Origin of the sequence: Methylobacterium oryzae (genome assembly GCF_036441375.1) — a bacterium.
GTDB classification, from domain to species: domain Bacteria; phylum Pseudomonadota; class Alphaproteobacteria; order Rhizobiales; family Beijerinckiaceae; genus Methylobacterium; species Methylobacterium oryzae_A.
In genome coordinates this window covers 662,387-684,890 of record NZ_MLCA01000010.1, presented here as the reverse complement: position 1 = coordinate 684,890, position 22,504 = coordinate 662,387, and the positions used below count along the sequence as shown (strand labels likewise).

General features: G+C 72.5%; 17 protein-coding genes and 3 pseudogenes. 13 read left to right on the top strand and 7 right to left on the bottom strand.

What is annotated here, in order from left to right; genetic code table 11:
* Positions 1 to 86 precede the first annotated feature (86 nt).
* Together MOTC310_RS21635 and MOTC310_RS21630 are read right to left on the bottom strand one after the other, a co-directional pair.
* A complete protein-coding gene (locus MOTC310_RS21635) occupies positions 87 to 1,280 on the bottom strand; it encodes a murein L,D-transpeptidase family protein (protein ID WP_331303240.1) in 1,194 nt (397 codons plus the stop codon).
* Between the two features lie 176 nt (positions 1,281 to 1,456).
* Positions 1,457 to 3,797 (bottom strand): annotated as a pseudogene (locus tag MOTC310_RS21630) (ABC transporter ATP-binding protein).
* A 376-nt stretch (positions 3,798 to 4,173) separates the two neighbouring features.
* On the opposite strand from MOTC310_RS21630, the gene MOTC310_RS21625 reads away from it, so the two are divergent.
* The 12 genes from MOTC310_RS21625 to MOTC310_RS21570 all read left to right on the top strand — a co-directional run bounded on the left by MOTC310_RS21625 (position 4,174) and on the right by MOTC310_RS21570 (position 18,230).
* Positions 4,174 to 4,833: a cytochrome c3 family protein gene (locus tag MOTC310_RS21625; RefSeq protein ID WP_331303239.1), complete on the top strand. Its 660-nt coding sequence runs from the start codon at positions 4,174 to 4,176 to the stop codon at positions 4,831 to 4,833.
* Entirely contained in the window at positions 4,830 to 7,793 is a 2,964-nt protein-coding gene (locus tag MOTC310_RS21620) for a TAT-variant-translocated molybdopterin oxidoreductase (RefSeq protein ID WP_331303238.1), read from the top strand. Before MOTC310_RS21625 ends, MOTC310_RS21620 begins: the two co-directional genes overlap by 4 nt.
* A gap of 2 nt (positions 7,794 to 7,795) precedes the next feature.
* The gene (locus MOTC310_RS21615; RefSeq protein ID WP_331303237.1) at positions 7,796 to 9,820 is read left to right on the top strand and encodes a DUF3341 domain-containing protein; all 2,025 of its coding nucleotides are present in this window, start codon (positions 7,796 to 7,798) and stop codon (positions 9,818 to 9,820) included.
* A complete protein-coding gene (locus tag MOTC310_RS21610) occupies positions 9,817 to 10,362 on the top strand; it encodes a c-type cytochrome (protein WP_331303236.1) in 546 nt (181 codons plus the stop codon). Before MOTC310_RS21615 ends, MOTC310_RS21610 begins: the two co-directional genes overlap by 4 nt.
* Before the next feature lie 194 nt (positions 10,363 to 10,556).
* Positions 10,557 to 12,872, top strand: coding sequence for a cytochrome c oxidase subunit II (gene coxB / locus MOTC310_RS21605; RefSeq protein ID WP_473753942.1), 2,316 nt, complete (start codon positions 10,557 to 10,559; stop codon positions 12,870 to 12,872).
* Positions 12,869 to 14,545, top strand: coding sequence for a cytochrome c oxidase subunit I (locus MOTC310_RS21600; protein WP_331291169.1), 1,677 nt, complete (start codon positions 12,869 to 12,871; stop codon positions 14,543 to 14,545). Before coxB ends, MOTC310_RS21600 begins: the two co-directional genes overlap by 4 nt.
* Complete coding sequence (locus MOTC310_RS21595; protein WP_331303234.1) at positions 14,542 to 15,201, top strand: cytochrome c oxidase subunit 3; 660 nt, start codon at positions 14,542 to 14,544, stop codon at positions 15,199 to 15,201. Before MOTC310_RS21600 ends, MOTC310_RS21595 begins: the two co-directional genes overlap by 4 nt.
* A 1-nt stretch (position 15,202) precedes the next feature.
* Positions 15,203 to 15,514 (top strand): oxidase, encoded by a 312-nt coding sequence (locus MOTC310_RS21590; protein ID WP_331303233.1) that lies wholly within the window; start codon positions 15,203 to 15,205, stop codon positions 15,512 to 15,514.
* A 78-nt stretch (positions 15,515 to 15,592) separates the two neighbouring features.
* Positions 15,593 to 16,378: a class II glutamine amidotransferase gene (locus MOTC310_RS21585; RefSeq protein WP_331303232.1), complete on the top strand. Its 786-nt coding sequence runs from the start codon at positions 15,593 to 15,595 to the stop codon at positions 16,376 to 16,378.
* A 163-nt stretch (positions 16,379 to 16,541) separates the two neighbouring features.
* A complete protein-coding gene (locus tag MOTC310_RS21580) occupies positions 16,542 to 17,282 on the top strand; it encodes a NepR family anti-sigma factor (protein ID WP_331291163.1) in 741 nt (246 codons plus the stop codon).
* A 126-nt stretch (positions 17,283 to 17,408) separates the two neighbouring features.
* Positions 17,409 to 17,822 (top strand): DUF1236 domain-containing protein, encoded by a 414-nt coding sequence (locus MOTC310_RS21575; RefSeq protein WP_012318034.1) that lies wholly within the window; start codon positions 17,409 to 17,411, stop codon positions 17,820 to 17,822.
* 132 nt (positions 17,823 to 17,954) lie between these two features.
* A complete protein-coding gene (locus tag MOTC310_RS21570; protein WP_331303231.1) occupies positions 17,955 to 18,230 on the top strand; it encodes a hypothetical protein in 276 nt (91 codons plus the stop codon).
* A 4-nt stretch (positions 18,231 to 18,234) separates the two neighbouring features.
* Here the strand turns inward: MOTC310_RS21570 and mscL are convergent, their stop codons facing one another.
* From mscL to MOTC310_RS21550, 4 genes and pseudogenes are all read right to left on the bottom strand, one after another.
* Entirely contained in the window at positions 18,235 to 18,654 is a 420-nt protein-coding gene (gene mscL, locus MOTC310_RS21565) for a large conductance mechanosensitive channel protein MscL (protein ID WP_331291161.1), read from the bottom strand.
* 91 nt (positions 18,655 to 18,745) lie between these two features.
* The gene (locus tag MOTC310_RS21560) at positions 18,746 to 19,591 is read right to left on the bottom strand and encodes a CDP-alcohol phosphatidyltransferase family protein (protein WP_331303230.1); all 846 of its coding nucleotides are present in this window, start codon (positions 19,589 to 19,591) and stop codon (positions 18,746 to 18,748) included.
* 7 nt (positions 19,592 to 19,598) lie between these two features.
* On the bottom strand, positions 19,599 to 20,309 hold the full coding sequence (locus MOTC310_RS21555) for a phosphatidylserine decarboxylase (RefSeq protein ID WP_331291158.1): 711 nt from the start codon (positions 20,307 to 20,309) through the stop codon (positions 19,599 to 19,601).
* Between the two features lie 238 nt (positions 20,310 to 20,547).
* A pseudogene (locus MOTC310_RS21550) lies at positions 20,548 to 21,252 on the bottom strand (RsmB/NOP family class I SAM-dependent RNA methyltransferase); the annotation flags it as partial.
* Between MOTC310_RS21550 and MOTC310_RS21545 the strand changes: the two are divergent.
* A pseudogene (locus MOTC310_RS21545) lies at positions 21,252 to 21,410 on the top strand (DUF1674 domain-containing protein); the annotation flags it as partial. The pseudogenes MOTC310_RS21550 and MOTC310_RS21545 overlap by 1 nt on opposite strands.
* A gap of 19 nt (positions 21,411 to 21,429) precedes the next feature.
* Here the strand turns inward: MOTC310_RS21545 and MOTC310_RS21540 are convergent.
* Positions 21,430 to 22,440, bottom strand: coding sequence for a 2-keto-3-deoxygluconate permease (locus tag MOTC310_RS21540; RefSeq protein WP_331303229.1), 1,011 nt, complete (start codon positions 22,438 to 22,440; stop codon positions 21,430 to 21,432).
* Between the last annotated feature and the right edge of the window lie 64 nt (positions 22,441 to 22,504).

The window sequence follows — 22,504 nt, the reverse complement described above, 5'->3', positions numbered from 1 at the left end:
TGCCGTATCATGAATTGGTGTGCCGCACGCGGCCGTGATGTGCGTCCGCGCACACGCACGGGCCGCCGCGAAGGGCCTCCGCATGCTCAGAGGGCCTCCGCGGAGGCCAGGAGGCCGGCCGGCGATCCGGCCAGATACGGCCGGCCGGGGGCCGGTCCGGCGAGCCCGGCGGCCAGCCAGGACGGCAGTGCGTCGCTGTACCGCGTCGGGAGCGGCGCGACCAGCGCGCCGAACGGATCGGGCGCGCGCTCGTAGACCGGGACGAAGCCCGCCATCTGCCGCGGCGACAGGCCCGATTCGGGCCCGGCCCAGCTGGCCCAGACCGTGTCGGGCACCGGGCGATGGGTGCGGTGGCCCGGCACGACCACCACCTCCTGGCCGGCGAAGGCCAGGGCTTCCGGCCGGCTGATATCGCCCACCGCCCCGCCCCGGGCTGTGTAGGCCGCCCAGAAGGCGTTCTGCCCGCCGTCGGAATAGGTGGTGCGCACGGCGGGCTCGCCCGCCTCGGCGAGCGCGGTCATCCGCGCCTCCTCGACCGCGCGGCGGGTGGTGACGGCCGCCTCGACCGCGGGATCCCGCGCGGGCGCGAACGCGTAATGGCCGGCGACCACCGAGACCTGCAGCTCCTCCCGGCTGACCTCGAACCGGTCGGAGCCGGCCTTGAGGTCCCGCCAGAAGGCGATGTTGGGGTCGGTCCGGTGGCGGGCCATGTTCTCGGCCGTCATCCGGAACGGGTAGGACTGGAACTGGAAGGCCGCCTGCCCGCCGTTCAGCGCGTCCCGGGCGATGGCGTAGATCTCGCCGACCGTGCCGTTGGTCATGGCGAAGCAGCCCATGGACGAGCAGATCCCGTGCACCATCACGGCGGAGCCGGTGCCGCCATGGGCCCGGTCGTAGGCGTTGGGATAGCCGACGTCGAAGGACAGGTAGTAGTGCGAGTTCGGGTTCATCTGGCGCCGGGGCACCGTGTAGAACCCTTCCGGAGTCTGGCGGTCGCCGCTCCTGCGCTTGGGCCCGAGCTGGCCGGACCAGCGGCAGATCGGGAACGTCTTGATGTAGACGTAGCCCGCGCGTCCCTTCTTCCAGACCTCGATCTCCGATTCCTTCTTGTAGGCCCGGAACAGGACCGGCGAGGCGGCCGTCACGCCCTTCTGCGCCATCAGCGCGAGGGTCGCGGCCGGGATCGGCGCCTCGGCCTTGCCGGCCTGGGCGGCCGCCGGGGCGGCGAGGGCCAGCAGGACGAGGCCGGCGGCGAGGGGAAGCGAGGTCGACAGGGGCATGAACCGTCCGCGCTGGATCGGCCGGGATGGCTGCCGGACGGGCGCGGCCTCGCGACGTGACGGAGTATTGCGGCGGCCGTGAGGCTGCGCGTCCGGTCAGCCCGGCGCCGCCTCGCCGGCTCCCTCCGCGGACGGGGGCGGGACGATGGCGCGGCCGGATCGCCGACGGCCTCCCGTCAGGCCGCCGGCGCCTTCTCCAGCTCGGCATCCGCCGGCACGGCCGCGACGACCGCGCTGTTCTCCACGGCGATCACCGCGTCGAACGGCGCGGCGCTCTCCGCGAGGCCCGTCTCGGGCAGGCAGACGATCAGGCCGCGCCCGGCCCGCGCCTGCCGCAGCTGGGCGAGGCGCTCGCGCGCGCCCTCGGCCTTCCGCTCGTCCATCGCGACCGCCACCACGAGGATGTCGGGGTCGCGGGCGAGGCACCGGCTCAGCTCGATCGCCACCCGTTCGCGGGCGCTGATCGCGCCGTCCGCCAGCGCCCCGGTGCTGGGCTGGATCTCGACCTTGCTGTCGAGGCCGAGGCCGTAGACCGAGGCCTCGAGGCCCTCGTCGGCCAGGACCCGGCGCACCAGTTCCCGCACCCGCGGCTCGGCGTTGGCCTCGCCGAGGCTGATCCGGCCGAACAGGAGGTTCTCCTCCAGGCTCGCGGCCGGATTGACCCGCGAGGGATCGTGGAACACCACCGCGCCGGCGAGGTGCGGCGGCAGCATCCGCGCGAAGGACCGGCGCGCCTGCACGAGGCGCTCCTCGAACAGGCCGTCGATCAGGCCGAAGCGGTGCCGGGACTCGTTGTAGCGCAGGGCGAGGCCGATCAGCCGCGTGCGGTCGCGCTGGCCCGCCGGTCCCCGGCGCAGGCTCGCCGCGCTGGGCAGGCGCACCACCAGATCCTCGAAATAGCCCCGCTCGGCCGCCTGGAACAGCGAGTAGGCGTCGAACAGGGGGTGGTCGTTGGGCAGGTCGGCGAAGATCTCGACCGTGCTGCGGGCCACCGACAGGCCGATCTCGGTGAGCGGGCGGACCAGCCCCTCGGCCTCCAGGACCGCCCGCAGATAGGGATGGCGGGCGAAGCGCAGGGGCGCGAAGGTGCCGCCCACCGGCTCGCCGAACAGGATGTTCTCGCCGATGCTCGCCTGGTTGTTGTAGCGGTCGGGATCGAAGGGCTCGACGAGGCGCTCGGCGCCCTTGGCGGCCAGCGCCACCCGCATGGTCCGGCGCGCGGTGACGATCGCGGCGGCGAGCCGCGGCTGGGCGGCCGGATCGAGCCGCCCGGTCAGCCCGCGGGCGTACACGAAGCCGTCGAGCCCGGTGAGCCGGCTGATGCCGATCAGCGCGATGTCGTCGGGCGCGGTCGCCGGATCGGTGCCGTAGAGCAGGTTCTGCCGGAGGGAGCCCTCCATCAGGATCGCCTCGCCCGACGTGAAGGCGATCCGCCGGGCGCGCTCGGCGGCGTCGAAGTCGCGCAGGTCCGTGCCCGCGTAGGTGACGGCGCCCGCCGTCGGCTCGACCTGCCCGGCCAGCACCGCCGCCAGCGCGCGGGCGCCGCTGCCGCGGCTGCCCGTGATCGCCACGTGGCCCGGCATCGACATGGCCACGTCGACGCCGGTCAGGCGCTCGCCCGTGGCCGGGTCGAAGGCGCCGACGCCCTCGGTGGCCAGGGTTCCGGACCGGGGCAGCGGCAGGGCGGTTCACCGCCAGGGCCAGGGCGGGCGCCCGGGCATAGGCCAGCCGCGCCTCGGCCCGCCCGACATTGGCCCGCATCGCTGCGACGCGGGCCGCGATCCGCTGGCGCTCGATGGCCGCCGCCCCGTGGTTGCGCACGGCGGGCAGCCGCCGGACGAGGTCGTTCAGGCTCTCCTCCGCGCGCGCGCTCGAGCGCAGGCGCAGCTCCTGCCGGTCGCGCGCCCGCTCGAGCACCAGCCCGTAGGCGAGGCCGATCGCCGCGAGGCCGATCACCGCCGCGGGGATGAGCCGGGGCGCGGCCAGGGTCGCGAAGCCGAGGGCCAGGATCAGGGCCGCGAGGGTCATCGCCGGCAGCACGATGCCGGCGGCGAGCAGGCGGTCGGCCCGGGCCAGCACCTCGCCGACGATCCGGGTGAGGCTGCGCGCCTCGTCCCGGGCGCCCGCCGGCGCGTCGAGGATCGCCTGGAGCACGCCCTCGCGGACGGCGTCCCCGGCCTTGTTCTGCGCCCTGAAGCACAGGCGCGCCACGAACCAGCCGACGCCCGCCAGCGCCAGGGCGCAGACCGCGATGCACAGGAAGGCCGTGAGTTCGAGTTCGGCGGGCCGCATCGGGATGCCGGGGGCGAGCACCAGCTCCCCGCCCGGGAGTTCCGCCGCCACGCGCAGGAACGGCAGCTCCGGCGCCTCGTCGCGGGGCAGGACCGCGATCAGGTCGCGCAGGCACAGGAGCGCGAGCGCGCAGAGCGGCGCGCCGATCCCGACCGCGAGGGCCGCCGCGACGGCGTGCTGCGGCCGCGCGGCGCGCCAGGTCAGGAGGAGAGGGTCGGATTCCATGCGTCTCCGGACAGGCTCGGGCGTCGGGACCGTCGCGGGGGAATAGGCGCTCGCGCCGGTCACGGGAAGTGTCGCGGGCCTCGGGCGGCCCTGCCGCGGGCCGCTGCGACATGTCGGCCGGCCTGTTTCCGGTCGTGGCCCTGGTTTAGAAGCGCTCCAGCGTTAAAACCATCGGGCACGGTGGGGCGCGGCGCCGCCGGGGCTCGGATCGGTGAGGCCCGGGCCGGCGACGCCGCGGGCGCCCCGGTCGTATCGCGCGGGCGTCCGGCGTGCCGCACGATGTCGACCGGGACCAGAGGGTGAGGCGAGGCTTGCGGCGAGGGGCTGAGACGACCGAGCGCCATCTCACGGCCCTCGCCTGGCGCGGGCCGGCCTGATGGCGCAGCTCTTCACCCCCGGCGCCGACGCGCTCTACCGCCTCGCGCTGATGACCGGCGTCGCCTGCCTCGTCGGTCTCCCGGTCCTGGCCGCCGGGATCGTGCGCTCGAACTACGTCACGGGTGTCGGGATCGCGCCGGCCCAGCCGCTGCCGTTCAGCCACAAGCACCATTCCGGCGAGCTCGGCATCCAGTGCCGCTACTGCCACACCACGGTCGACCGGGAGGCCACCGCCGGCATCCCGCCGACGCATACCTGCATGACCTGCCACTCGCAGATCTGGACCGGCTCCGAGATGCTCAAGCCGGTGCGCGACAGCTACGCGCAGGACAAGCCGCTGGAGTGGAAGCGGCTGAACAAGCTCCCGCAATACGTCTACTACAACCACTCGGTGCACGTGACGAAGGGCATCGGCTGCTCGACCTGCCACGGCGACGTCACGTCGATGCAGATGACCTACCGGGCCAACGCCTTCGAGATGCAGTTCTGCCTCGACTGCCACCGGGCGCCGGAGAAGTACGTCCGCACGCCGGATCAGGTCTGGAACATGACCTGGACGCCGCCGTCCGACCAGGCGACCCTGGGTCCGAAGCTCGTGGCCCAGTACCATATCCGCGGCGGGGAGCGGCTGACCGAATGCGGGATCTGCCACCGATGACCGGCACTCCCGACATCGCGGCGCTTCGCGAGAAGCTCGCCGGCGGCGACGGCCCGCGCTTCTGGCGCAGCCTCGACGCCGTGGCCGACAGCCCCGAGTTCCGCGCCTATCTGGCGGCCGAGTTCCCGTCGGCGTCCCGGCTCGCCGCCGCCCCGGAGCGGCGCGGCTTCCTGAAGCTGATGGCGGCCTCCTTCGCGCTCGGCGGCCTCACCGCCTGCGGCGCGGGCGGCGGCCGCGACTACGAGGTGCCCTACGTCAACCAGCCCGAGCGGATCGTGCCGGGCACGAACCTGTCCTACGCCTCCTCAGCGGTGTTCGACGGATTCGGCAACGGCATCCTGGTCACCACCCGCAACGGCCGGCCCCTCAAGATCGAGGGCAACCCCGAGCATCCCTGGAGCCGCGGCGGCACCGACGTGCTGGCCCAGGCCTCGGTGCTCGGGCTCTACGACCCGTTCCGCTCCCAGGCGGTGCAGCATCTCGGCCGGCCGAGTTCCTGGGCCGCCTTCCGGGCGGACCTCCAGGCGCGAATGCCGGCCTGGCGCGAGAGCCGGGGCGAGGGTCTCGCCCTGCTCACCGGCCCGGTGACCTCGCCGGGCGTGGCCGCGCAGATCGCGCGGCTGCGGGCCGCCTACCCGGCTCTGCGCTGGTACACCGGCGCCGGCGCCGATCGCGGCGGGATCTACGCGGGCGCCCGCCAGGCCTACGGCCGGCCGCTGGAGACGATTCCCGATTTCGGCCGCGCCCGCACCATCGTGGCGCTGGACGGCGACTTCCTCGATCTTGGTCCCGGCCAGGTCGGCCTGTCGCGGCGCTGGAGCGAGGCGCGGCGCGCGGCCTACGCGGAGGGTCGCCTCCTCACTCTCCACGCGGCGGCGCCGACGCCGACGCTGACCAGCGCCAAGGCGGATCGCGGCCTCGTGGTGCCGGCCGGCCGGCTCGAGGACCTCGCCCGGGACCTGCTCGCCCTGGCCGCGGGCGGCGCCGCCCCCGCGGGCGACGATCCCGTCGCGCGCTGGACGCGGAATGCCGGGACGGCGCTCGACCAAGCCCGGGGCGCCGGCATCGTCACGGCCGGCCTGACCGCGAGCCCGGAGCTGCACGCGCTGGTCCACCGCCTCAACGGCGCCCTCGGCAATACCGGCTCGACCCTGGTCCACACGGCGCCCGCGATGGAGACCGGCGCCGGGACGCTCGCGGAGCTCGCGGAGGCCATGGACCGGGGCGCCGTCAAGGCGCTCGTCGTGCTCGGCGCCAACCCGGTCTACGAGGCGCCCGGCGCCCTCGATTTCGCCGCCCGGATGGCGCGCGTGCCGCTCAAGATCCACGCGGGGCTCTACTACGACGAGACCGGCGCGCACGCCGACTGGCACCTGCCCGCCGCCCACCCGCTGGAATCCTGGGGCGACATCCGGTCCCTCGACGGGACGGTCGGGCTGATCCAGCCGACCGTCGCCCCCCTCTACAACGGCCGCACGCCGGCGGAGATGCTGGCCTTCCTGGCCGGCGGCGAGGGCGGGGAGAGCGCCCAGGACGCCCTCGGCCTCCTCAAGGCGCAGGCGCGGAACGCCGGCGAGGACGACGCGGCCTTCGAGACCCGCTTCGCCGAGGCCCTGCGCCTCGGCTTCTGGGCGGGCAGCGCGCCCCAGCCCGAGACCGTCGCGCTGACGCAGGAAGCCGCCGCTCCGTCCGCCGCACCCGCCGGCGGGGTCGAGGTGCTGTTCCGGCCGGATCCGACGATCTGGGACGGCACCCACGCCGACCTCGCGTGGCTGCAGGAACTCCCGAAGCCCCTGACCAAAGTGGTGTGGGAGAACGTGGTCGCGGTCGGTCCGCGCCTCGCCGAGCGCGAGGGGATCGCCACGGGCGACGTCCTGCGGGTCGAGGCCGGCGGTCGCGCGGTCGAGGGGCCGGCCTGGATCCTGCCCGGCCAGGCCGACGACACGGTGACCCTGACCCTGGGCTACGGCCGCGACGTCCCGGACCACCTCGCCCGCGGCCTCGGCTACGATTCGGCGCCCCTGCGGCCGCCGGGCTCATCCTGGCGCCTCGCCGGCGCCCGGCTGACCAAGACCGGCCGGCAGCGCAGGCCGGTCACCACGCAGCATCTCGGCACGATGGAGGGGCAGGACCTCGTGCGCGTGCAGGCCCTGGGCGCCGCGCCCGCGGGCGACCCCAAGGGCGCGCCGGCGCCGGCCTCGTTCTACCCGCCCCCGGAGAGCCAGGACCGCTGGGTCGCCGCGCAATGGGGCATGGCGATCGACCTCGACGCCTGCATCGGCTGCAACGCCTGCGTCACCGCCTGTCAGGCGGAGAACAATATCCCGGTCGTCGGGCGCGAGGAGGTCGAGCTCGGCCGCTGGATGGGCTGGCTGCGGATCGACCGCTACTACGCGGGCGACCTCGACGCGCCGAGCACGCATTTCCAGCCGGTGCCCTGCATGCATTGCGAGCAGGCGCCCTGCGAGCTCGGCTGCCCCGTGGAGGCGACGCTCCACGACAGCGAGGGTCTGAACCTGCAGGTCTACAACCGCTGCGTCGGCACCCGGACCTGCCAGAGCTACTGCCCGTACAAGGTCCGCCGCTTCAACTACCTGGACTATACAGGCGGCATGACCCCGGTGGAGCAGCAGCAGCGCAACCCCGAGGTCACCGTCCGGTCCCGGGGCGTGATGGAGAAGTGCACCTACTGCATCCAGCGGATCACGGCGGCCCGGATCACCTCGGCCAAGGACGCCCACGCGCCGATCCCCGACGGCGCCGTCGAGACCGCCTGCCAGGGCGCCTGCCCGACCCGGGCGATCACCTTCGGCAACGTCGCCGACCCGGGGAGCCGGGTCTCGGCCGCCCGCCGGGATCCCCGCGAATACGCGCTGCTCGGCCACCTGAACACGCGGCCGCGCACCACCTACCTCGCCGGGCTCGCGCCCGCCGCGGAGTCCGACGGGCGGGAGGGCTGAGCATGTCCGGCGCCCTCTCCGGCGGCACGCAGCCCGGGCCCCTGATCCGGCCCGACGAGACCCTGCCGGGGATCGGCGGCGCGGTCACGGCGATCCCGCTGACCCATCCGGGCAACCGGCGCTGGTGGATCGCCTTCGCGGGGGCGGCCGCGCTCCTCGGCCTGTTCGCCCTCACCCTCGGCTACCTGCTCTACGCCGGCCCCGGCATCTGGGCGAACAACAACGCCGTCGTCTGGGCGCTGGACATCGCGAGCTACGATTGGTGGATCGGCGTCGCCTCCGGCAGCCTGCTGGTCTCGGCGATCCTGCTCCTGCTCGGAGCCGAGTGGCGCGGGGCGGTGAACCGCATCGCCGAGACCCTGGCGCTGCTGGCCACCGCGGCGGCCGGGCTCTACCCGATCATCCATCTCGGCCGGCCGTGGTTCTTCTTCTGGAACCTGCCCTACCCCAACACCTACAATCTCTGGCCGCAGTTCCGCTCGCCTCTCCTCTGGGACGCGATCGACATCGTGTCCTTCCTGGTAATCTGCGTGAGCCTCTGGTTCATCGGCCTGCTGCCGGACCTCGCGACGCTGCGCGACCGGGCCCACATCGAGGCCTTGCGCCAGGTCGAGGCGAAGGCGCCGACCCGCAAGCTCGCGCTGCTGCGCGCGCAGGTCTACGGCATCCTCGCCTCGGGCTGGCGCGGCTCGGCGGCCCACTGGCAGATCTGGGTCCAGGCCTACCGGACGGTGGCGCTCCTCGGCGTGCTGCTGGTGGTCTCGGTCCAGACCGGCGCCTCGGTGATGCTGGCGGGCTCGCTGATGCCCGGCTGGCACAGCACGCTGCTGCCGGTGAGCTTCCTGGTCAACGCGGTCTATTCGGGCGTCGGCGTCACGGCGGTGATCGTGATGCTGATCCGCCTCGTCTACGGCCTCGACGCCCTGGTGACGGACCGCCATCTCGACGTGCTCGGGCGGCTGCTGCTCTGCCTCGGCTGCGCCAGCGCCTACTGCTACGCGGCCGAGTATTTCGACACGTTCCTCAACGGCGACCCGGAGGGGCGCGGCGTCCTGGTCCGGCGCATGACCGGCGCCCACGCCCTCGTGTCCTGGACGGCGATCCTGTGCCTCGTCCTGCCCGCGCAGATCCTGTGGTCGGCCCGGGCCCGCACGGCGCCGCTCGCGATCGCCGCGGTGGGCCTCCTCGTGGCGATCGGCGCCTACGCCGACCACGTCATGGTCCTAGTCGTCACCCTGACCCAGGACTTCCTGCCCTCCTCGAGGCTGCCCTACACGACCGACATCTGGGGCATCGCCACCTTCGCGGGCTCCGTCGGGCTGTTCCTGACCCTGCTGCTCCTGTTCCTGCGCTACCTGCCGGCCGTCTCGATCGTCGAGAGCCGCCGCCTCGCCCTGACGGTGTCGCCGGCCGCCCAGGAGGCCGCCCGGATGGCGGCGTCCCGGGCCACGGGCCGCCCGGAGGAGAACCCGGTCGCCGCGCCCCTGTGGGGCGTGGCGGCCACCTTCGCGAGCCAGGGCGACCTCGCCGCCGCCCTCCAGGCGGTATCCGGGATCAGCCCGGATCAGGTCCATCTCGACGGGCACGGCCCGGTGCCGATGCCCCGCACCCTGCGGCCCCTGGGCCTGGAGGGGCGCTCGATCCTGCCATACGCCCTCGCCGGGGCCCTGCTCGGCGGCTTCGGCTTCTTCGCGATGTGCGTCTACGCCACGGCCTACGACTACGTGTTCCTGATCGGCGGCCGCCCGCGCCTGTCCTGGCCCTCCTTCGTGGTCCCCAGCGTCTCCTTCGCGATGATGGCGGGCTGCGTGGCGATCCACCTCGCGCTCCTCGTGCTCAACCGGCTGCCCCGCCTGAATCACCCCGCCTTCAACATCCCGGGCTTCCTGCGGGCCTCGGAGGACCGGTTCTTCCTCTCCGCTGAGGCGCGAGGCGACCGGTTCGACGCGGGCCGGATCGAGCGGCGGCTCGCGGCGCTGCCGGCCGAGGCCGGGCGCCCCCTCGAGATCCAGCGGATCCCGCGATGAGGCGCGCTGCCCCCCGCGCCGTGCCGCTCGTCCTGCTCGCCCTGGCGCCCCTCGCCGGCTGCGGCGAGGCCGACATGGCCGATCAGGCCCGGGCCAAGACCTGGGACAAGAACCCGTTCTTCCCCCGCGAGATCACCATGCGCCAGCCGGTGGCCGGCACCGTGCCGCGGAGCGATCCGGCACGCGCGGCGCCGCAGCCGCAGACGATCGACCGGGCGCTGCTCGACCAGGGCCGCGAGCGCTACGGGGTGTTCTGCACCCCCTGCCACGGGCAGGACGGCCGCGGCGCCGGGATGATCGTGGCCCGGGGCTTCCCGCACGCCGGCGACCTCACCGCGCGGCCCGCGCGCGCGGCCTCCGCGTCCGACCTCTACGACGCGATCTCGAACGGCCGGAAGGCGATGTTCGGCATGGCCCAGATGATCCCCTCGGCCGACCGCTGGGCGATCGTCGCGTATGTCCGCGCCCTCCAGCTCAGCCAGGACGCCCCGGTGGCGAGCCTGCCCGCGGCGGATCGCGCGCACCTGGAGGCGACGCCGTGAGGCGCCCCGCCCTGCTCGGCCTCGCCGGCCTCGTCCTCCTGGCCGTCTGCCTGATCGCGGGCGGCTGGCGCGGGGCCGCGGCCTCGTATCTCGCGGCGTGGCTGGTCCTCCTCGCCCTGCCGGTCGGCGCCCTGCCGGTGGTCATCGTCGCCGAGCGCTTCGGCAAGCGGGTCCGCGAGCGCGGCGGCGTGGAAATGCTGGCGGGGCTGCGCCGGCTGACGGCGCTGATGCCGGTCGCCGCGGTGCTGGCGCTGCCGCTCCTGGCCGCCGCGCCCCTGCTCTATCCCTGGGTGAGCGCCCCGGCGCGCACGCCGCTGGCCGCCCTGTGGTTCACGGTGCCGTTCTTCGCGGCCCGGGTGATCGTCTACCTCGCGGCCTGGACCTGGCTGGCGCTGCGCTTCGCCAAGCCGTTCGACGCGCCCGGCGAGGGTCGGACCGTGCCGGCGGTGGGGCTGCACGCGGTCATCGGCACGCTGTTCGTCACCGACGTCGTCGCCTCCCTGGATCCGCGGCTCGATTCCACCCTGCTCGGCCTCCTGGTGATGACGGCCTGGAGCGGCCTCGCCTTCGCGGCGGCGATCCTGCTGGCCTGGGAGGAGCCGGAGCCCGTGGGCCGCGGCCGCACCGCGCCCGGGCGCGGGCGTCTGGTGCCCCTCGTGGTGCTCCTCGCCCTCTGGGCCTACCTGCACTTCGTCCAGTTCCTGATCGTCTGGTCGGCCAACCTGCCGCCCGAGGTGGCGTGGTACTTCGCCCGCGGCGGCTGGGTCGGGCGGGCGCTGGCGATCGTGGCCGGCGCGGTCGTTGTGCTGGCCGGTCTCGCGACCCTCCGGCCCGGTCGCCCGACCACCCGGATCCTGGCCGGCGCGGCCCTCGCAATCCACGCGCTGGAGATGTTCTGGCTGGTCACCCCGGCGGTGCGCGACCGCTTCGTCCTGCGGCCGAGCGACGTGCTGGCGGCCGGGGCCGTGGCCGGCCTCGCGGCCGCGCTGCGGCCGCTGCTNCGGCCTCCGCCGCCCGCCGCGCCGGGAGGCCGGCATGAGCGCGAGCGGGCCCTCCGGGCTGATCCCCGCGATCCTCGCCGGGCTGACCCTGCGCGGCAGCGGCCTCCTGAACGGGCGCCCGCCGCGCCCGGCGGCCAATTCCCAGCGCGATCCGAACGATCCCGGCCACGAGACGCGCGACGTCAACGTGCGCAACACCGTGCTGGTGATGGCCGGCCTCGCGCTCACGGCGCTGGCGGTCGTCGGCACGATGGTCTGGCTGATGGGCACCTTCGCGGCGAGCCAGCGCCGGGCGCTCCCCGCCCTGACGCCGCAGCAGACGACGCGGCTGGCGCCGCCGCCGCCCAACCTGCAGGCCGATCCTTTCGCCGATCTCGACCGCGAGCGGGCCGCGACCGCGGCGCATGTCTCCGGCTACGGCTACCGCGACGAGTCCCGCACCCGCGCCCGCATCCCGATCGGGCGCGCCATGGACCTGATCGTCGGCCGCTCCCTCGAACCGGCGGAGCCCGCTGCGCGATGACGTCGAGCCACGATTCCCTCCAGCTCTGGCCCGCCGCGGTCTCCGCCACCGCGAGCGAGACCGACCTGCTCATCCTGGCCTTCACCGTCCTGACGCTGCTGCTGACCGTGCCGGTCTTCGTGGCGATCACCACCTTCGCCCTGCGCTACCGCGAGGGCTCCGAGGCGGATCGCAGCCCGTCGGGCATCCGCTCGAACCTCATCGAGATCAGCTGGATGCTGATCCCGTTCCTGCTGACGCTGATCTTCTTCGTCTGGGGCGCGCGGCTGTTCATCCAGTCGAAGAACCCGCCCCCCGACGCCATGGTGGTCGAGGCGGTCGGGCGGCAGTGGATGTGGAAGTTCCAGCACCCGACCGGTCAGTCCGAGATCAACAACCTGCACCTGCCGATCGGCCAGCCGATCCGCCTGCACATCATCAGCCAGGACGTGATCCACGCCCTCTACCTGCCGGCCGTGCGCCTGCAGGTCGCCGCCCTGCCCGACCGCTACACCGACCTGTGGTTCAAGGCCGACAAGACCGGCACCTACCACCTCTACTGCTCGGAATATTGCGGCACCGACCATTCCGTGATGGGCGGCGAGGTCACCTTCATGAATCCCGGCGACTACCAGGACTGGCTGACCCATGCCGGCGCCCAGCAGGGCAAGGTCGCGGCGGGCCGGGCCCTCTACGAGGCCTATGGCTGCGCCGGCTGCCACGAGCCCGGCTCGTCCGTGAAGGCCCCGAGCCTCGCGGGTCTCTACGGGTCCCGGGTGACGCTCGCCGACGGCCGCACCGTCACGGCCGACGAGGGGTGGCTGCGCGAGAAGATCCTGAACCCGAACGGAGACCGGCTCGCCGGCGGGGGCAAGCAGGTGATGCCGAGCTTCGCCGGCCGGATCCCGGCGGACGAGCTCACGACGCTGATCGACTTCCTCAAATCCTATTCGAGCCCGGCCACCGGCAAGGCCGCGGACGCGACGCCGGCGGGGGCGACACGATGAGCGCATCGGGCAGCATCGGCGGCACCGCCCGCCGGGAACCCCACGCCCCGGAATCCACGATCGGGCGCAAGGCCGACTACCTGCACGCGGAATCGACCCTGCGCTCGTGGTTCCTCACCACCGACCACAAGCGCATCGCGATCCTCTACCTCGCGTCGATCACCGGCTTCTTCGTGATCGGGGCCCTGGCGGCGGGCGTGGTGCGCCTCGCGCTGATCGTGCCGAACGGCGCGATCATGACCAACGACACCTACAACAAGGCCTTCACCATCCACGGCGTGGTGATGGTCTGGTTCTTCCTGATCCCGTCGATCCCGGCGACCTTCGGCAATTTCCTGATCCCCCTCATGATCGGGGCCAAGGACCTCGCCTTCCCGAAGCTCAACCTGACGAGCTGGTACGTGTTCATGGCGGGCGCCCTGTTCACCCTGGTCGCGGTGGTGCTGGGCGGCGTCGACACCGGCTGGACCTTCTACGCCCCGCTCTCGACCGCCTTCTCGAACACCTGGGTCCTGCCGGCGCTGATCGGGGTGACCATCGTGGGCTTCTCGTCGATCCTGACCGGGCTCAACTTCGTGGTCACGATCCACACCATGCGGGCGCCCGGCATGACGTGGTTCAAGCTGCCGATCTTCGTCTGGGCCCACTACGCCACGAGCCTGATCTTCCTGCTCGCCACGCCCGTCATCACCACCGCGCTGATCCTGCTGATCATGGAGCGCGCCTTCCATATCGGCGTGTTCGACCCGGCCTACGGCGGCGACCCGGTGCTGTTCCAGCACCTGTTCTGGTTCTACTCGCACCCGGCCGTGTACATCATGGTCCTGCCCGGCATGGGGGTGATCTCCGAGATCGTCCCGGCCTTCGCGCAGAAGAAGCTGTTCGGCTACCGCTTCGTCGCCTACGCGTCGATCGGGCTGGCCTCGGTGACCTTCTTCGTCTGGGGCCATCACATGTTCGTCAACGGCCAGAGCGACCTGGCCTCGCTGGTGTTCTCCGCTCTGTCCTTCGCGGTGGCGGTGCCCTCGGCCGTGAAGGTCTACAACTGGACCGCCACGATCCATAAGGGGGCGCTGCGCCTCGACACGCCGATGCTCTACGCGATGGGCTATATCGGCCTGTTCGTGCTCGGCGGGCTCACCGGCCTCTACCTCGCGACGCTCGCCATCAACCAGCACATCCACGCGACCTACTTCGTGGTCGCGCATTTCCACTACATCATGGTCGGCGGCACGGTGCTGGCGTTCCTCGGCGGCCTGCACTTCTGGTGGCCGAAGTTCACCGGCCGGATGTACAGCGAGCCCTGGGGCCGGGTCTCGGCGCTGCTGATCTTCATCGGCTTCAACGTGACCTTCTTCCCGCAATTCATCCTGGGCTATCTCGGGATGCCGCGGCGCTACGCGACCTACCCGGCCGAGTTCCAGCTCCTGAACGTCCTGTCCTCGGCGGGCGCCACGATCCTGGCGGCGGGCTACCTCTTCCCGATGCTCTACCTCGTCTATTCCCTGTGGTTCGGGCGCAAGGCGCCCGCCAACCCGTGGAACGCGAAGGGGCTCGAGTGGGAGACCTCGTCCCCGCCGCCGACGCACAATTTCCTGTCGCCGCCCGAGGTGCCGCGCATCCCCTACGACTACCCGATCCAGGCCCAGGAATCCCGGGACCAGCACGGATGAGCGCGCCGCTGGCCGACGGGGTCGGGGTCGCCCGCGCCGAGCATTTCGAGAGCGTCGCGCAGCAGCGCGAAGCCGCGACGCTCGGCATCTGGGCGTGGCTGATCACCGAGCTGCTCCTGTTCTCGGCGCTGTTCCTGGTGGCCTTGATCACCCGGATCCAGCATCCCGAGGCGACGGTCGCGGCGGCCAAGCACCTCAAGTTCTGGATCGGCGCCACCAACACCGTGGTGCTGATCTGCTCATCGCTCACCATGTCGATGGCGATCGAATTCTCGCGGATGGGCTGGCAGCGCGCCATGGTCCGGGCGATGCTCGCCACCGCCGCGCTCGGCGGCCTGTTCCTCGTGCTCAAGGGCTACGAGTACTACGCCGACTGGGACGAGCACATGATGCCGTTCCTCAGCAGTCGACCCTTCGCGCTGGCCGAGACCCCGGCCGCGCGGCTGTTCGTGAACCTCTACTACGTCGCGACGCTGCTGCACGCGCTGCACCTGTTCACCGGCATCGCGCTCCTGCTCGGCATGACCTGGATGGCCGCCAGGGCCGGGTTCCTGTCACGGCACCAGAACTGGATTGAGGTCTACGGCCTGTACTGGCACTTCATCGACCTCGTCTGGATCCTCGCCTTCCCGATCCTCTACGTGGTGAATCGGTAGGATGCGGAAGCCCCTCGCCGCCCTGAGCGCCGACGACCGCGCCCTGCTCCGGAAGCGCCTGCGCACGCCTTTCCTCACTTTCCTGGCGCTGCTGGCGCTGCTCGCCATCAACGTGACGCTCGGCGCCACCCTCCCCTTCGCGCAGGTCTGGATCGTCGAGCTCGCCGTCGTCGCCGTGATGGTGGCGCTGATCCTCCTCGTCTCGATGGAGGTGATCCACGAGCCGCCGCTGATCCGGCTGTTCTCGGGGCTCGGCTTCTTCTGGGTCGCCATCCTGGTCGGCATGACGCTGACCGACTATCTCGGCCGCTGAGCCGCGCGAAAGCCGTTGTCGGGACCGCGGAACACTCCTAAACGTCGCCGCTTCCCCGCAGAGCCCGGCTGCAACCTGATGTGCGAACTGCTCGGCATGAGCGCCAACGTGCCGACCGACATCCGCTTCTCCTTCGCGGGCCTCGCCCGGCGCGGCGGCGAGACCGGTCCCCACGCCGACGGCTGGGGCATCAGCTTCTACGACGGGCGCACCTGCCGCAGCTTCCACGAGCCGGAGCCGAGCGCCCGCTCGCAGCTCGCCCGGCTCCTGCGCGACATGCCGATCAAGAGCCGGATCGTCGTCGCCCATGTCCGCAAGGCCAATCGCGGCCGGGTCAGCCTGGAGAACACCCACCCGTTCTCCCGCGAACTGTGGGGCCGGCGCTGGACCTTCGCGCATAACGGCCAGCTCAAGGGCGTGAAGCGGCTGCCGCTCGGCGGCTTCATGCCGATCGGCTCCACCGACAGCGAGCACGCCTTCTGCTGGATGCTCGGCCGGCTCCAGGCCCGGTTCCGCGCCCTGCCCCGCCCCGAGACCCTCGACCGGGCGGTGGCCGACCTCGCGGGCGAGCTGCACGCCCTCGGCGTGTTCAACATGCTGCTGACCGACAGCCGCACCCTCTACGCCCATTGCGGCAAGCGCCTCTGCTACCTCACCCGCTGCGCGCCCTTCGGGAAGGCCACCCTGATCGACGAGGACTGGCAGGTGGATTTCGCCCAGGAGACCACCGAGCACGACGTGGTCACGGTGATCGCCACCCAGGCGCTGACCCGGGACGAGTGCTGGACCGACCTCGCCCACGGCGACGTCCTGACCCTGCGCGACGGGGCAATCCGGCTGTTGAGACCGGCGAACTTAGCTTAAGTGTGTTTTGCCTGAGGGTGCATGCCCGCGCCCGATGCGCTAGAACTCCCGTAACAGGAGCGCATCGGCCGGACTTCCCCACCGGTTCGAGCCGGCAAGCGCTCCGCCTCGACCCGCTCGGGACCACAGGTCGAGCCACGATGAGTTGACGAGCGCGATACGCATGACCCGCGACGACACCGACACCGTCCTGTCCCAGGAGGACGGGACTCGGGATGGCCGCCCGAACCTGGCGCCCGGCATCCGCACGCATCTCGGGGAGCACCTGCGCACGGTCTACGAGCGGATCGGCGAGGAGACGCTGCCGTCCCGCTTCGCCGAGCTGATCGAGAAGCTCGAGGCGGCTCTGCGCGCCCGGGGCGAGGCGATCGAGCCGGAATTCCGCAACGGCCTGCTCGCGGCCGTGCCGTCGCTGCGCGCCTTCGCGCTGTCGCTGACCTCGAACCCGGCCCGCTCCGACGATCTCGTCCAGGACACCCTGCTCAAGGGCTGGCAGCACCGCGCCCGGTTCCAGCCGGGGACCAACCTGAACGCGTGGCTGTTCACGATCCTGCGCAACATCTTCTACTCGGACCACCGCAAGCGGGTCCGCGAGGTCGAGGATCAGGACGGCTCCTACGCGGCCCGGCTCGCCACGGCCCCGCACCAGGGCGACCGGCTCGACGTCGAGGACCTGCAATCGGCGCTCGCCAAGCTGCCGCCGGACCAGCGCGAGGCGCTGGTGCTGGTCGGCGCCGAGGGCGTCTCCTACGAGGAGGCCGCGACGATCATGGGCTGCAAGGTCGGCACCGTGAAGAGCCGCGTCAGCCGCGCCCGCGGCCGCCTCGCGGAACTCCTGGGCTACGACGAGGAGGATCTCGGATCCGACCGGTTCATCCAGTCGGCGATGCCCAAGGACGCTTAGGGGCTCGGCCGGCCTCAGGCCGGCGGTCCACAAAAAAGGATGCATCCGATTCCGGGGGTCGGGCGTTACCGGCCCGAGCTTCGCTGCGCCCGCGCGGCGAGACACCACGGAACGGAGATGCACCGCATGACCTTCAAGACCCTGATCGCCGCCTCGGCCCTCGCCCTCTCGCTGCCGCTGGCGGCCCAGGCCCAGGGCACCATTCCGGGCGCCGAGCGCGGCGCGGCCGCGGGCGCCGATGCGGCCGGCCCGATCGGCGGGATCGTCGGCGGCGCGGTCGGTGCGGCCACCGGCACGGTGGGCGGCATCCTCGGCGTCGACATGGCCCCGCGCTTCCGCAGCTACGTCCGCGAGCGCAACGTCCGCTCCTACGACTACGACGGCCGCGTCGCCGTCGGCACCACCCTGCCGGCCTCGGGCGTGACCTACTACGACGTGCCGAGCGAGTACCGCGTGCAGCCGGGCTACCGCTACACGGTCGTGAACGACCGCCCGGTCCTGGTCGATCGCGGTCACCGCATCGTCGAGGTCATCGACTAACACCCTGGGCCGGCCTCGTGCCGGCCCAGGGGCCCCCGGAGCCAGGCTCCGGGGGCTTTCCCGCAGCCGCGGCCGCCGGCGCAACGCTTCATCCGTCCGGCCGTTGATGACGGTTCGACCCGTGAGGCGATCATGAGCGACACCCCCACAGACCCGAAATCCACTCTGCCGGAGCCGGTGCGCGACCATCTCGGCCAGCAGCTGCGCAGCGTCCTGCCGGTCGGGCCCGACAAGCCGCGCTTCCTCGGCGACGACCCGGTGCCGGACGCCTTCGAGCCCCAGATCCGCCGGCTCGAGACCCGCCTCAAGACCCACGAGGAAGGCACCGGCGCCGTCGGCCAGGCCCTCGATCAGATCCTCGACGCGCTCGGCGTGAAGCCGCAGGACGACGACGGGCGCGCGGTCTGACCCGTCAGACGCGCGGCTTCGTCGCCAGGATGTCGCGGATCTCGGAGAGCAGCTTCACGTCCGCCGGCACCTCGTCGGGCTTCTTGGCCTCGGAGGTCTGGAGCCGGTTCATCGCGCGGATCACGAGGAACAGCACGAAGGCGACGATCAGGAAGTTCAGCGTCAGGGTCAGGAACTGGCCGTAGCCGATGACCGCGCCCTGCTTCTTCGCGTCCACGTAGGGCAGCCCGGCCTGCACCTTCGACGAGAGCGGGATGTAGTAGTTCGAGAAGTCGAGCCCGCCGGTGATCGCGCCGATCACCGGCATGAAGATGTCCTGCACCGCCGAAGTGACGATGGCCCCGAACGCGGCGCCGATGATCACGCCGACCGCGAGATCGACCACGTTCCCGCGCAGCGCGAATTTCTTGAATTCCTCGAGCATTTCCGGATCCCCCGCCGCACGCCGCGGAGATAGGAGCCGGCCCGGCGTCGTCCAGCGCGTCGCGGATAGCTTCCGGTCCTCGCGCGGCCCGCTAGGCTTGGCCGACCGGATTGACCTGTACCGGTCCCTCGCCGGGGGCGGCCGCCAGTTCCGCCTTGAGCCGGCGGCGATACTGGGCGGCGACGACCGGGATGGTCAGCAGGTAGCCGCCGCTCACCGCCACCAGGGCTTCGAACGGGTAGCTGATCAGGATGCCGAAGGCCGCCACGCCGAACAGGAAGATCGGCAGGACGAGGCTGCGCGGCACGCGCTTGCCCATGGTCTTGCCCGAGTAGGTCGGGACCGTGGAGACGACCAGCAGGGCGATGCACAGCACGTAGATCAGGACCGCGGGCGCCGCCCAGGTCTCGATGCCGAAGCCCAGGAAGTGCAGGTAGAGCGGCAGCATCGCGGTGAGCGCCCCCGCGGGGGCCGGCATGCCGACGAAGAAGTCCTTCTTCCATTCCGGCCGGTTCGGGTCGTCCAGCATCGCGTTGAAGCGGGCGAGGCGCAGCGCCATGGCGATGGCGAAGATCAGCGCCACGATCCAGCCCACCGACTTCAGGTGGAACAGCACGAAGCCGTAGAGGATGAGCGCCGGGGCGCAGCCGAAATTCACGAAGTCGGCGAGCGAATCGAGCTCGGCCCCGAACCGCGACGTGCCCTTGAGCAGCCGCGCCACCCGCCCGTCGATGCCGTCCAGCACGCCGGCCACCACCACGGCGATGACCGCGGGCTCGAACTTGCCCTCGAAGGCGAGCCGGATCGCGGTCAGCCCGAGGCAGAGCGCCATCAGGGTGATCATGTTGGGCGCGATCATCCGGAACGGCACCGGCTTGAACCGGCGCGGCCGCGGCTCGTTGGGATCGGGCGCGAAGGGCGGGAAGAGATCGTCCATGGCCGCCTCAGATCCGCTTGAACAGCCGCTCCGGGCCGCCGCCGAGATCGGCCAGCACCGTCTCGCCGGCCACCGCCTTCTGGCCGAGGCCGACCAGCACGGTCGCGCCGGCCGGAAGGTACACGTCCACCCGCGAGCCGAAGCGGATCAGGCCGAACCGCTCGCCGACCCCGAGCACGTCGCCCGCCGACACGAAGCCGACGATCCGCCGGGCCACGAGGCCGGCGATCTGCACCACGCCGACCCGCTTCGGCTGGCCGGCATGGGTCGTCTCGATGACCATGCCGTTGCGCTCGTTGTCGTCGCTGGCCTTGTCGAGCTCGGCGTTGAGGAAAAGGCCCGGCGTGTAGTGGATCTGGCCGATCCGGCCCGCCACCGGCACCCGGTTCACGTGGCAGTCGAACACGTTCATGAACACCGAGACCCGGAGCGTCGGCACCTGCGGCAGGTCGAGCTCGGGCGGCGGCAGGACGGTGGCGATGAGGTTGACGCGCCCGTCGGCCGGCGAGATCACCAGCCCGTCCGCCACCGGGGTGACGCGCTCCGGATCGCGGAAGAAGTAGCAGACCCACAGGGTGAGGATCAGGAAGATCCAGCCGAAGAACTGGGAGAAGTAACCCGCCAGCACCGTCAGCACGATGCCGATCAGGATGAAGGGATAGCCCTCCTTGTGGATCGGCACGAGCGTCCGGCGGATCGTCTCGATCAGGTCGGTCATGGGTTCTTTGGACTCAACGGGGCCGCGGGCGGGCGGACTTGTCGGACGCGCGGATGGCAGTCCGCCGGGCCGCCGTCAACTTTCCAGGGGTTGCGGATCGCCGCGGGGCGCCGCGCGCGCCCTCGCCGGGACCCGCCCCGCCGGGCATCGATTCGGCCCCGAAGACCCCGACATGCGTCGTCGTCCCCGCACGCCGATCGGCGTCGGGAGCACGGCACCGCACCGCCGCCTCACCCCGTCAGTCCGGAGCCGCGCCCGCTCCGTCCGTCCGCCGGAGGCGGCTCGCGAAGAAGCCGTCGAGGCCGCCGCGGGCGCCGGGGATCTCCGGCAGGTGGCACGGCAGGGTCCGCAGGTCGCCGTGGTCGTCGATCAGCGCCGCTTCGCCACCGACCTCCTCCGGCCGGACCGGAACCCGCGCGTAGCGGGGATCGCGGGCCAGGAAGGCCGCCACCTGCGCCTCGCCCTCCTCCGGCTCCAGCGAGCAGGTGCAGTAGACGAGGAGCCCGCCCGGCCGCACCAGCCCGGCCGCGTGGTCGAGGAGCTTGGCCTGGAGCGCGGCGAGCCGCCCGATATCGGCCTCCGCCTTGGTCCAGGCGACGTCGGGATGGCGCCGGATCGTCCCGGTGGCCGAGCACGGCGCGTCGAGCAGCACCGCGTCGTGGTCCTGCGGCTCCAGGGCGAGGGCGTCGGCGACCACGACGTCGACGGCGAAGCCGAGCCGCGCGACGTTCTCGCGCAGGCGCTCCAGCCGCGGCGCGGACCGGTCGACCGCCGTGACCCGGGCACCGGTGGCGGCGAGCTGCAGGGTCTTGCCGCCCGGCGCCGCGCAGAGGTCGAGGACGCGGGTGCCTTCCCGCGGCGCCAGGAGCCGGGCCGGCAGCGCCGCGGKGGCGTCCTGGACCCACCACGCGCCCTCCTGGAAGCCCGGCAGCTCGGGGATGGCCNGCGCAGCGCGCCCTGGCCGAGGCGGCCGAGCGCCGCGCGGCGATCGACGCTCGGGCCGCCGAGATCGGCGCCAAGCCCGAGCGCCAGGGACGCGGCGGCCTGGAGCCGGTCCGCTACGACGACTGGGAGGTGAAGGGCCTCGCGGTCGACTTCTGAGGGACTTGTCGCGGGGCGCCTACTCGGCCGGGACCGCGAGCGGCGCGCCGGCCTCGGCCTCGGTCCGGGCCTCCGCGACGCCCGCCCCGAATCGCCGGTACCACAGCCCGGTCAGGATCGGCACGAGGATCGAGGTGACGATGATGCAGATCGTCACCAGCACGGTGGCGGTCTGCGCAGACGGGGCGAATTGCGGGGCGACGGCGGCGATCGCCAGCGGATTGGCGGCGGCGGCCCCGGCCGTCGAGGAGGCCGCCAGCCCCGCCGTCCCGGTCCCGCCGCCGATCGCCCGGTCGGCCAGGATCAGCGGGATGCCGGTCAGGACGATCACCGCCAGCGCCAGCACGATGCCGAGCCCCGCGAGCGGCGAGAGCAGGTTGTTCAGGTCGACCGTGTTCCCCAGCGCGAAGGCGAAGAACGGGATCATCAGCTGGCCACCCGGGGCGAACAGGGCCCGGAGCTTCGGGTCGAGGTTGCCGAGGGCGAAGCCGACCAGGAAGGGCAGCACCGCGCCCGCGAAGATCTGCGGCTCGAAATGCGCCGCCCCGGAGGCCCCGAGGATGATCATGCTCATCAGCGGGCCGGACTCGATCGAGGTCAGGATGAAGGCGCCCGCCTCCTCGCGGCTGCCGTAGGTCTGCATCAGCGAGGCGTAGAGGCCGCCGTTGGACATATCCATCGCGCAGACGATCGCCAGGATCGACAGGCCGGCGAAGAAGCCGGTCTGGATCCCGTCGGGCGGGATGAACAGCGAGGACACCAGCACGATCGCCCAGGCGGCCACGAGCTTGGTCGCCACCAGCGTGCCGGACTTGCGCAGCACGGTGCCGGTCGCCTTGAGGCTGACCGAGGCGCCCATGCAGAAGAACCAGACCGCCAGGATCGGGATCACGCCGGTCATGATCCCCTGCGTGAAGCCCTTGAAATAGGCTGGGGCGCCCGGCGCGAAGGTCTTGCACAGCGCTCCGAGCAGGAGCGGGACCAGCATCAGGCCGCCGGGAATCCTGTCGATCGCCGCCTTGATCTGCATGGCGCGTCCCTCCCGATCCGGGTCGTCCGCCGACGCGCCGGACCCGGGCGGATCCGAGGCGCCG

What these genes read in the sequence shown, in the direction of transcription:
- MOTC310_RS21570 (WP_331303231.1), top strand. Translation starts at nt 17,955, where the DNA reads ATGAGCGACACCCCCACAGACCCGAAATCCACTCTGCCGGAGCCGGTG.
- MOTC310_RS21625 (WP_331303239.1), top strand. Translation starts at nt 4,174, where the DNA reads ATGGCGCAGCTCTTCACCCCCGGCGCCGACGCGCTCTACCGCCTCGCG.
- MOTC310_RS21595 (WP_331303234.1), top strand. Translation starts at nt 14,542, where the DNA reads ATGAGCGCGCCGCTGGCCGACGGGGTCGGGGTCGCCCGCGCCGAGCAT.
- MOTC310_RS21575 (WP_012318034.1), top strand. Translation starts at nt 17,409, where the DNA reads ATGACCTTCAAGACCCTGATCGCCGCCTCGGCCCTCGCCCTCTCGCTG.
- MOTC310_RS21610 (WP_331303236.1), top strand. Translation starts at nt 9,817, where the DNA reads ATGAGGCGCGCTGCCCCCCGCGCCGTGCCGCTCGTCCTGCTCGCCCTG.
- MOTC310_RS21555 (WP_331291158.1), bottom strand. Translation starts at nt 20,309, where the DNA reads ATGACCGACCTGATCGAGACGATCCGCCGGACGCTCGTGCCGATCCAC.
- MOTC310_RS21620 (WP_331303238.1), top strand. Translation starts at nt 4,830, where the DNA reads ATGACCGGCACTCCCGACATCGCGGCGCTTCGCGAGAAGCTCGCCGGC.
- MOTC310_RS21590 (WP_331303233.1), top strand. Translation starts at nt 15,203, where the DNA reads ATGCGGAAGCCCCTCGCCGCCCTGAGCGCCGACGACCGCGCCCTGCTC.
- MOTC310_RS21615 (WP_331303237.1), top strand. Translation starts at nt 7,796, where the DNA reads ATGTCCGGCGCCCTCTCCGGCGGCACGCAGCCCGGGCCCCTGATCCGG.
- MOTC310_RS21540 (WP_331303229.1), bottom strand. Translation starts at nt 22,440, where the DNA reads ATGCAGATCAAGGCGGCGATCGACAGGATTCCCGGCGGCCTGATGCTG.
- MOTC310_RS21600 (WP_331291169.1), top strand. Translation starts at nt 12,869, where the DNA reads ATGAGCGCATCGGGCAGCATCGGCGGCACCGCCCGCCGGGAACCCCAC.
- MOTC310_RS21585 (WP_331303232.1), top strand. Translation starts at nt 15,593, where the DNA reads ATGTGCGAACTGCTCGGCATGAGCGCCAACGTGCCGACCGACATCCGC.
- mscL (WP_331291161.1), bottom strand. Translation starts at nt 18,654, where the DNA reads ATGCTCGAGGAATTCAAGAAATTCGCGCTGCGCGGGAACGTGGTCGAT.
- MOTC310_RS21635 (WP_331303240.1), bottom strand. Translation starts at nt 1,280, where the DNA reads ATGCCCCTGTCGACCTCGCTTCCCCTCGCCGCCGGCCTCGTCCTGCTG.
- MOTC310_RS21580 (WP_331291163.1), top strand. Translation starts at nt 16,542, where the DNA reads ATGACCCGCGACGACACCGACACCGTCCTGTCCCAGGAGGACGGGACT.
- MOTC310_RS21560 (WP_331303230.1), bottom strand. Translation starts at nt 19,591, where the DNA reads ATGGACGATCTCTTCCCGCCCTTCGCGCCCGATCCCAACGAGCCGCGG.